Here is a 7,636-nt window from a genome sequence, read left to right on the forward strand (position 1 = left end):
GATAGTTCACTCGATTAGCTACTAACTATAGAGTTTTGATCTTGCTAGCGGAAAAGGGGGCTTGTCCGCATTGCACAGATCGTACTCTCCGTGGGTATTTTTGGTCGCGGGCGCGTTGGCGATCGCCGCGACCATCTGGATTTATACGATTCCGCTGAGCGTAAGCAAAGCGTTGACAGGCCCTCGCAACGATGCCGGCAACGCGATGCCGGCGCAGGAACGCGGCGCTCGCGCCGCTTACTTCTACAGCCGCCGCGGCTTCAATTTCGGCGTGCCGCCCGACGGCTATCGCCGCGCGCTCGAACACATGCATCGCCAGCAGCGGATGGGGGCTGCGCAGCAAGCGGCTTCCGCGGCGCTCCCTGCGCTGTCCTGGACCTCGATCGGCCCGAAGCCATTGATGGCTGAGATATCGGCGCTGGCCGGAATAGTGACCGGAACTCCGCTCGGTGCGGTCACCGGACGGGTTACCGCTTTGGTGATGGATCCCACCAGCAAGGACCGCGTCTTTATCGGCACTGGCGGCGGCGGAGTTTGGATGGGTTCGGTAGCCGACGGGTTATTCGTTCCGATTTCCGACGCGTTGCCGACGCAATCGATCGGCTCGCTGGCGCTCGACTACAGCACCACGCCCAATCCCACGCTTTACGTCGGAACCGGCGAGGGCAACGGCTCAGGCGACGCGTACTACGGGCAGGGGATTTTCATCACCAGCGATCTCGGGGCTAGCTGGCGGCAACTCGGCGCGAGCAAGTTTCAGCACGCCTCGATCGCGGGGATTGCGATCGATCGGACCCATATGCCGCGTGTGATCTATGCCGCCGTTACCTATGGCTCGAGCGCGAACCGCGCCGGCGCGGCATGGATCGCGGGAGATTTCAGCCAGAATGGACTCTGGCGCTCGGCCGACGGCGGAAAATCGTGGATCCCATATCCGCTCGGAACCTTCGGCGCCTGCCCCTACTTTACCAACGATCCATGCCCGGCGCAGGCGGTTGCGATCGATCCGTCGGCGCCGGGCAGCGTGCTGGTCGCGATTCTTGCCACCGGGATTTTTCATTCGAGCGACGGTGGGTACACCTTTACCCAGGGCGCGCTGCCGGGGCTCGTCAACGGCGTTGGCAGAATCAGCCTGGCGGCTCAAAGTGGATCCGCCTACGCGATGGTCGGTGCGGCCGACGGGATCGAATATTCCGGATTTTACTTTTCCTGGGACGCCGGCAACACCTGGAGAAAGCGGACAGTGCCGAGCACGACCATCGGCGGCATCACAATCGATGGCACCAGTCCCAACAATTACTCTCTCTCATTCTTCGACCAGGCGCTGGCAATCGACGCATACAAGCCGACTTCCGTCGTGTTCGGCGGTGTCGGAGTCTATCGGACGATGGATACGGGCAATACCTGGTCGTCGCTGATTCCGGGCAGTTCGACCCATTCGGATCAACACGCGATCGCGTTCGATCGCTCCGGTACCGGCACCTTCTACCTTGGCAACGACGGCGGATTGTATCGCTATAACGATCCCGCTACCTGGACTTCGCTCAACGCAACGCTCGCCGTTTCGCAGGCGCAGTCGATCGCGCCGAATCCCTACGACAACGCCCGCGCTCTGGCGAGCTTTCAGGACAACGGCGTCGGACTGTTCGACGATTCTGTGAGGCCCTACTGGTCGCAGGTCGATGCCAACGAAGCTGCCTTCGTCCTGTTCGATCCGGTGTATCCGCAACTCGCGTATCACAGCTTCGCGACCGGGTCCGCCGGACCGTCAGTCGCTTTCTCATCTGACGGCGGCGATACCTTCGACGCGCTCGCCTACACCTCATCGCTTAGAAAAGCGATGTTCATCGCCAGCGATCGCGGCGCTGGATTTTATCCGCCGCTGGCGGGAGATCCCGGCGTCTCGCAGCGCGTCATGTTCGGCGCGCATTCCATTTTCGTTTCTCGCGATGGGATGTGGAGCTGGAATCGGCAGACTCTCCAGGATTTGACTGGCGGATGCACCAAGGGCGCCTGCGCAATCCAGGACATCGAGATCGCGCAAGCCGATCGGCGCAAGGCCTACTCACTCTCGATAGAAACCGATAGCACGCTGCGCCCGACGCCGTTCAAACTCTTCACCACCGACGAAGCCGATCTGGAAGTTGACGCGGCTCATCCCGGCGGCGGCCATTGGATCGACAAAACGATGCAACTGGCGCCGTTGGTCTTTCCCGATCAGACCCAGGCGACCGGAATTGCGGTGAATCCCTTCGATGCGAGCATCGCATACCTCTGCGTGTCGGGATTTACCAGCGCCACCGGCATCGGTCACGTCTTCGTCACCACTGATTTCGGCGGCAGTTGGTCGCAAGCCGACGGCAATCCCACCAACCAGTCACCGCCGCCGTACAACGCTTTGCCCGACGTTCCCGTGATGCGGTTGCTGGTCGATCGCAACGATCCCCGTGGACAGACGGTGTTGGCCGCAACCGATATCGGCGTGTTCATCACAACCGATGGGGGCGCCGACTGGGAGCCGCTGAATGTCGGGATGCTCTCGGGCGTGCCGGTCGCCGATTTGCAACAAAATCAGAACGGAGTGATCTTCGCCGCTACCCGCGGGCGCGGCGTGTACCAATTGACCGGCGAAGGATCGCCTGGACCGTCTCCGACGCCGGTCCGGACCTCGACCCGAACCGCCACATCGACGCCCACCCGCACGATCGCCGCGACGCCCACTCCAATCGCGACCCTAACTGCCACACACACCGCAACTGTCTCTCGCACTGCCACGCGCACTGTGACGAGGACCGCAACGAGGACTGCTACGCCGACCGCGACTCGAACGCCAACCCGGACGCCGACTCGCACCTCGACCAGAACACCGACCAAAACCGCGACCAGGACCGCAACCCGGACGCCGACTCGCACCTCGACCAGAACACCGACCAAAACCGCGACCAGGACCGCAACCCGGACGCCGACTCGCACCTCGACCAGAACTCCCACCAGAACTGCCACCAGGACCGCAACCCGGACGCCGACTCGCACGCGAACCGCGACCGCCACCATCACGAAAACTCCGACTCCTATGCCGACGACCGCCGCCGGATTGTTCCTCTCGCCCGACTCACGATGAACTGCTCTTCAATCAGCGAGGAGATTGGATAGATCAACAGGCTGCCGAGAAAGTCGGTCACCGCTTCGTCATTGACCCACTTCATCACCGCGTCGAGGTCGGATTTTTCGTAGCTCTGAGCCTGACCAGCTTGCCTTCCATGATTTCGTCCTCGCCGATTTTTCCCGCTCGAAAAACAGAAGGGCGACCCGCCGGGCCGCCCTCCAGAGTCACATCAGAATCAAAAGTGGCTAGCCCTTGGGCAACCCGAGCACGCGCTCGCCGATAATGTTGTGCTGGATTTCGCTGGTGCCGCCGGCGATCGTTAGCGCCCTCGACGCGAGCATCCGGTACGACCACTTGCCGTTGTCGATCGCGTGCGGCGCATGAAACTCCATCTGGCTGTAGGGCCCGAGCAGTTCCATCGCGAATTTGTTCATTCGAAGATTGAGTTCGCTGACGCCAAGTTTCAGCACCGATCCTTCGGGCCCCGGCGGCAAGCCCTTGAGCCGCCGCGTCAATTGACGAAAACCGGTGTAGCGCAGCGCCGCCGCCTCGCACGCGAACTGCCCGAGCTTCTGCCGCACGCTATCGTCTTCCCACGCACTGTGCCCGTTGGCCGGAACCGCCTTCGCCAGCTCGGCGATTTCCCTGACCTGGCCCATCAGGTCGCGCCCGCCGCCGATTCCCGATCGCTCGAACATCAGCGTCGTGATCGCCACCTGCCATCCCTGGTTCTTCTCGCCGATCAGATTTTTCTTGGGCGCCTTCACGTCTTCGAAAAATACTTCGTTGAAGTTCGCATCGCCGGTGATCTGCACCAGCGGACGCACCGTCACGCCCGGACTATGCATATCCACCAGCACGTAGCTGATTCCCTTATGCTTCGGCGCATCCGGATCGGTGCGCACCAGCAGGATGCACATGTCCGCGTGATGCGCGTCCGACGTCCACACCTTCTGCCCGTTGATAATGAAGTAGTCGCCCTCTTCCACCGCCCGCGTCTGCAAGCCCGCCACGTCGGAACCGGCGCCGGGTTCCGAATAGCCCTGGCACCAGAGTTCGTCGGCCGAAAGGATTTTCGGCACGTAGCGTTGCTTCTGCTCTTCGGTGCCCCAATGAATGATCGTCGGCCCGACCAGCATGATCCCGAGGCCGTTCACCAGCGCCGGCGAATTAACTTTGGATAGTTCCTCGTTGTAGATGATCTGCTGCGTCAGCGTCGCGCCGCGTCCGCCGTATTCCTTCGGCCAACTGATACCGACCCATCCGCCGGCGTGCATCTTCTGGTGCCATTCGAGGCGCTTCTTCCAGTCCTCTGCGGTCCCTTCGCGCATGAAGTCCGTGTCGTGCTCGGCCTCCTGTCGCTTGGGCAGGTTAGCTTGCAGCCAACTGTGGAACTCGCTCCGAAACGCCTCGTCTTCGGCGCTGAACTTGAAATCCATGATTCCTCCGCGGGCCGGAAACGGACGATACGAAAGCTGGCCGCACGTCATCGATGTCGGCCGCCCGCTCCGCTCCCTAACAAGTGTTATATAGAATAGCCGCCGCGCTCCTTCAAGGTTCGCACTTTTAGCGCTGGGTCGGATCGATGCAGCTGGGCTCAACTCCTTGCCCCGTTCGGGCGCCGGGCAGTCGATACTCCCTGACGTGCGGCGGCATCGAAATCGATTGCGCCACGCGCGCATCGGCGATCGGCGCGCGCGCCGAAATCGCGAGCGAAATCTCGCCCGCCCAAATCGGCAGCGCATAGTCCGCTTCGTCGTCGATCGCAGGTCCCGTGCGAATCTTAGCCGACGCCTCGGTGATCGGAATCGACAGCACCGAAGTCGCCGCCAGTTCCTTCGAGTTCGGCTGGCGGATGTGCTCCCAGCGGCCGGGCGCGACATGGTCGATTAGTCCGCGCATCGCGGCGAGCTTGCTCGCTTCGCCGGTAACCAGCGATGCGGCGCCAAGAATCACCGCCGACCGATAATTCACCGAGTGATGAAACGCCGATCGCGCCAGCACCAGCCCGTCGATATGCGTGACCGTCACGCAAATTGGCGCGCCCGCGGCCGCCGCGCCGAGCAGCCGGCTCGCGGCGGAGCCGTGGATATAGAGCGTCTCGCCGATCCGCGCGTGCAGCGTCGGAATCACGTACGGCTGTCCGTCGAGCGCAAACCCGACGTGGCATACGAGCGCGTTGTCGAGGATCGAGTTGATGCTCGCGCGATCGTAGGCGGCGCGCTTCGGCAGGCGTTTCACCCGCGTGCGCGGCGTGGCGCGAACTTCCGCGTTGTCTGCCATCGTGGATTTGATCGTCGCTTCCATCTGCTCCATCCTTTTGTTACACTACAAAACTATGAACGTAACGGTACATTATCAGATTCGCGGCGACACCAGCAATCAGATCGCTGCCAGCATCGAGGACGCGATCAGGACCGGCCGCCTCGGCGCCGGCGATCGCCTGCCGACCGTGCGCGCGCTCGCGCTCCGGCTGAAAGTCAGCCCGACCACCGTCGCCGCCGCCTACAATTCCTTGCGCGTCCGCGGCCTGGTCCACGGCGCGGGCCGGCGCGGCACCGTCGTGAACCGCAGGCCCGCGCTGGCGACTTCGATTCGCAGCGCGCTATCGAAGCCGCGCAAAGGACTCCGCAATCTCGCCGACGGCGGGCCCGATCCCGCGATGCTGCCGCCGCTCAAGCCGTTTCTCGCCCGCCTCGACGGCAGCCCGGGCCAGTACGGCGACGACGAAAATCGCCCCGCCTTGGTAAAGCTCGCAACCCGGCAGTTCAAGAGCGACGGCATCGCAGTCGGCGAACTGGCGATCGTCAGCGGCGCGCTCAGCGGAATCGAGCGTGTGATGCAAGCCTACTTGAGTCCGGGCGATATCGTCGCGGTCGAAGACCCGAGCTACACGGGAGTCCTTGACCTGATCGCCGCGATGGGCCTGATCGCGGAGCCGATGGCGCTCGACGATTCGGGTCCCCTGCCCGACGAAATGAATCGTGCGCTCCGGCGCGGCGCGAAGGCCTGCATCGTAACGCCGCGCGCGCAGAATCCGACCGGCGCGGCGCTCGACAAAAAACGCGCGACAGAACTGCGCCCGGTGCTCGCGCGTTATCCGCAGGTCGTGCTGATCGAGGACGATCATGCCGGCCCCGCCGCCGGCGCGCCCGCGATCACGCTTTCGCGCGGCGTTGTGCGATGGGCGCTGATACGATCGGTGTCGAAGTCGCTCGCCCCGGATTTGCGCGTCGGCGTGATGGCGGGTGACGAGCAGACCATCGCGCGCGTCCACGGGCGCCAGAGTCTAGGCCCGCGATGGGTCAGTCATATCCTGCAGGACCTGGTCGCTTTAGTGTGGGCGGATCCTGCGACTCCACATCTGTTGAAAACCGCGGCGCTCACCTACTCGCGGCGCCGCGCGGCGTTGATCGATTCGCTGGCTGAACACGGAATCGAAGCGCGCGGCCGCTCGGGCCTCAACGTATGGATTCCGGTCGCGGAGGAAAGCGCGGTAGTGCAGGCGATGGCTGAAAAAGGATGGGCAATCCGCGCCGGCGAATCTTATCGAATCAAAAGCGGCCCCGCGGTAAGGATAACCGTCGCGACGCTTACACCCGATGAATCGAAGCGATTGGCGAACGATCTCGCCGCCGCAATCCGCCCTCGCTCGCGGGTCCAGACTGCGTAGTCGGGTTCGCGTTTGGCGTGGTTGGGAGCTATACACCGTAGCCGGGGCGCGTAGAGCTGCGGTATGCGCCGACGAACTTGTTGAGCATGTGATGAGTCGGCGCGAGCGAATTGAAGAACGAATACTGCATCCAGGCCGGCGCGTTGCCGTACATCTCCACGATTCGCTCGGCGCTCTGCTGCGACATCGTGGACGCCAGACACTCGATCGGCAGTTCGCGCACGCTGCTGTCGAACGGGATCGTCAGCGTCATCAGATTCTTCACATTGCGGCCGTGCATCGCGGCGTACATCAGCGCGAGCAGCGCGCCGAAGCAGTAGCCCAGCACCGAGATCTGTTCGACGCCGCTGTGAATCTGGATCGCGCGCACCGCGTTCGCAATATCGATGTTCACGTAGGCGTCGAAGCCGCGCCACTTGTCGGATGCCTGCGGCGGTATCCAATCGATCAGGTAAACGTCGAAGCCCCGGTTCACCAGCACCTCGACCACGCTGCGGCCGGGCTGGAGATCGAGGATGAACGGCCGCTTGATCAGCGAGTAGATGAGCAACAGCGGCGTGCGCTGATGCGCGTCGCCCTTCGCGGCGTAGTAGCGCAGCTTCACCAGGCCACCTTCGTAGATCACACGCGAGGGCGTCGTGGGCGGCGGATCGGCCATCGGGATGCCGAAGCCGGTGCGGAACGCGTCGAGCGTGCGCAGCGCGCCTTCCATCCAGAACGAGGCGACTTCGCTAATTGCGGCCATTCTGGATGACCTCCTTGGTCTCGGCATTGGGCCATCCCGACCACACCGCTACCTGAAACACATTCGAGTGACGCTCGGCCGCGGGCCGCTTCGCCACCAGATGCTCGGTGAC

Annotated in this window: 5 protein-coding genes; 2 read left to right on the top strand and 3 right to left on the bottom strand. The window is 63.2% G+C overall.

The features are described from left to right. Nucleotides 1–61: 61 nt before the first annotated feature. A complete protein-coding gene (locus Q7S58_RS08070) occupies nucleotides 62–3,121 on the top strand; it encodes a hypothetical protein (protein ID WP_304823214.1) in 3,060 nt (1,019 codons plus the stop codon). Between the two features lie 230 nt (nucleotides 3,122–3,351). Here the strand turns inward: Q7S58_RS08070 and Q7S58_RS08075 are convergent, their stop codons facing one another. Together Q7S58_RS08075 and Q7S58_RS08080 are read right to left on the bottom strand one after the other, a co-directional pair. After that, entirely contained in the window at nucleotides 3,352–4,545 is a 1,194-nt protein-coding gene (locus tag Q7S58_RS08075) for an acyl-CoA dehydrogenase family protein (RefSeq protein WP_304823217.1), read from the bottom strand. Between the two features lie 127 nt (nucleotides 4,546–4,672). After that, nucleotides 4,673–5,413 carry a pyridoxamine 5'-phosphate oxidase family protein gene (locus Q7S58_RS08080; RefSeq protein ID WP_304823221.1) on the bottom strand — a complete coding sequence of 247 codons (741 nt, stop codon included), beginning with the start codon at nucleotides 5,411–5,413 and terminating at the stop codon, nucleotides 4,673–4,675. Between the two features lie 31 nt (nucleotides 5,414–5,444). Between Q7S58_RS08080 and Q7S58_RS08085 the strand changes: the two genes are divergently transcribed. Beyond that, nucleotides 5,445–6,779 (top strand): aminotransferase class I/II-fold pyridoxal phosphate-dependent enzyme, encoded by a 1,335-nt coding sequence (locus tag Q7S58_RS08085; protein ID WP_304823225.1) that lies wholly within the window; start codon nucleotides 5,445–5,447, stop codon nucleotides 6,777–6,779. A gap of 28 nt (nucleotides 6,780–6,807) precedes the next feature. Here the strand turns inward: Q7S58_RS08085 and Q7S58_RS08090 are convergent, their stop codons facing one another. Then, nucleotides 6,808–7,524, bottom strand: coding sequence for an alpha/beta fold hydrolase (locus Q7S58_RS08090; RefSeq protein ID WP_304823228.1), 717 nt, complete (start codon nucleotides 7,522–7,524; stop codon nucleotides 6,808–6,810). Nucleotides 7,525–7,636 lie beyond the last annotated feature (112 nt).

The organism is Candidatus Binatus sp., from assembly GCF_030646925.1.
Taxonomy (GTDB): Bacteria; Desulfobacterota; Binatia; order Binatales; family Binataceae; genus Binatus.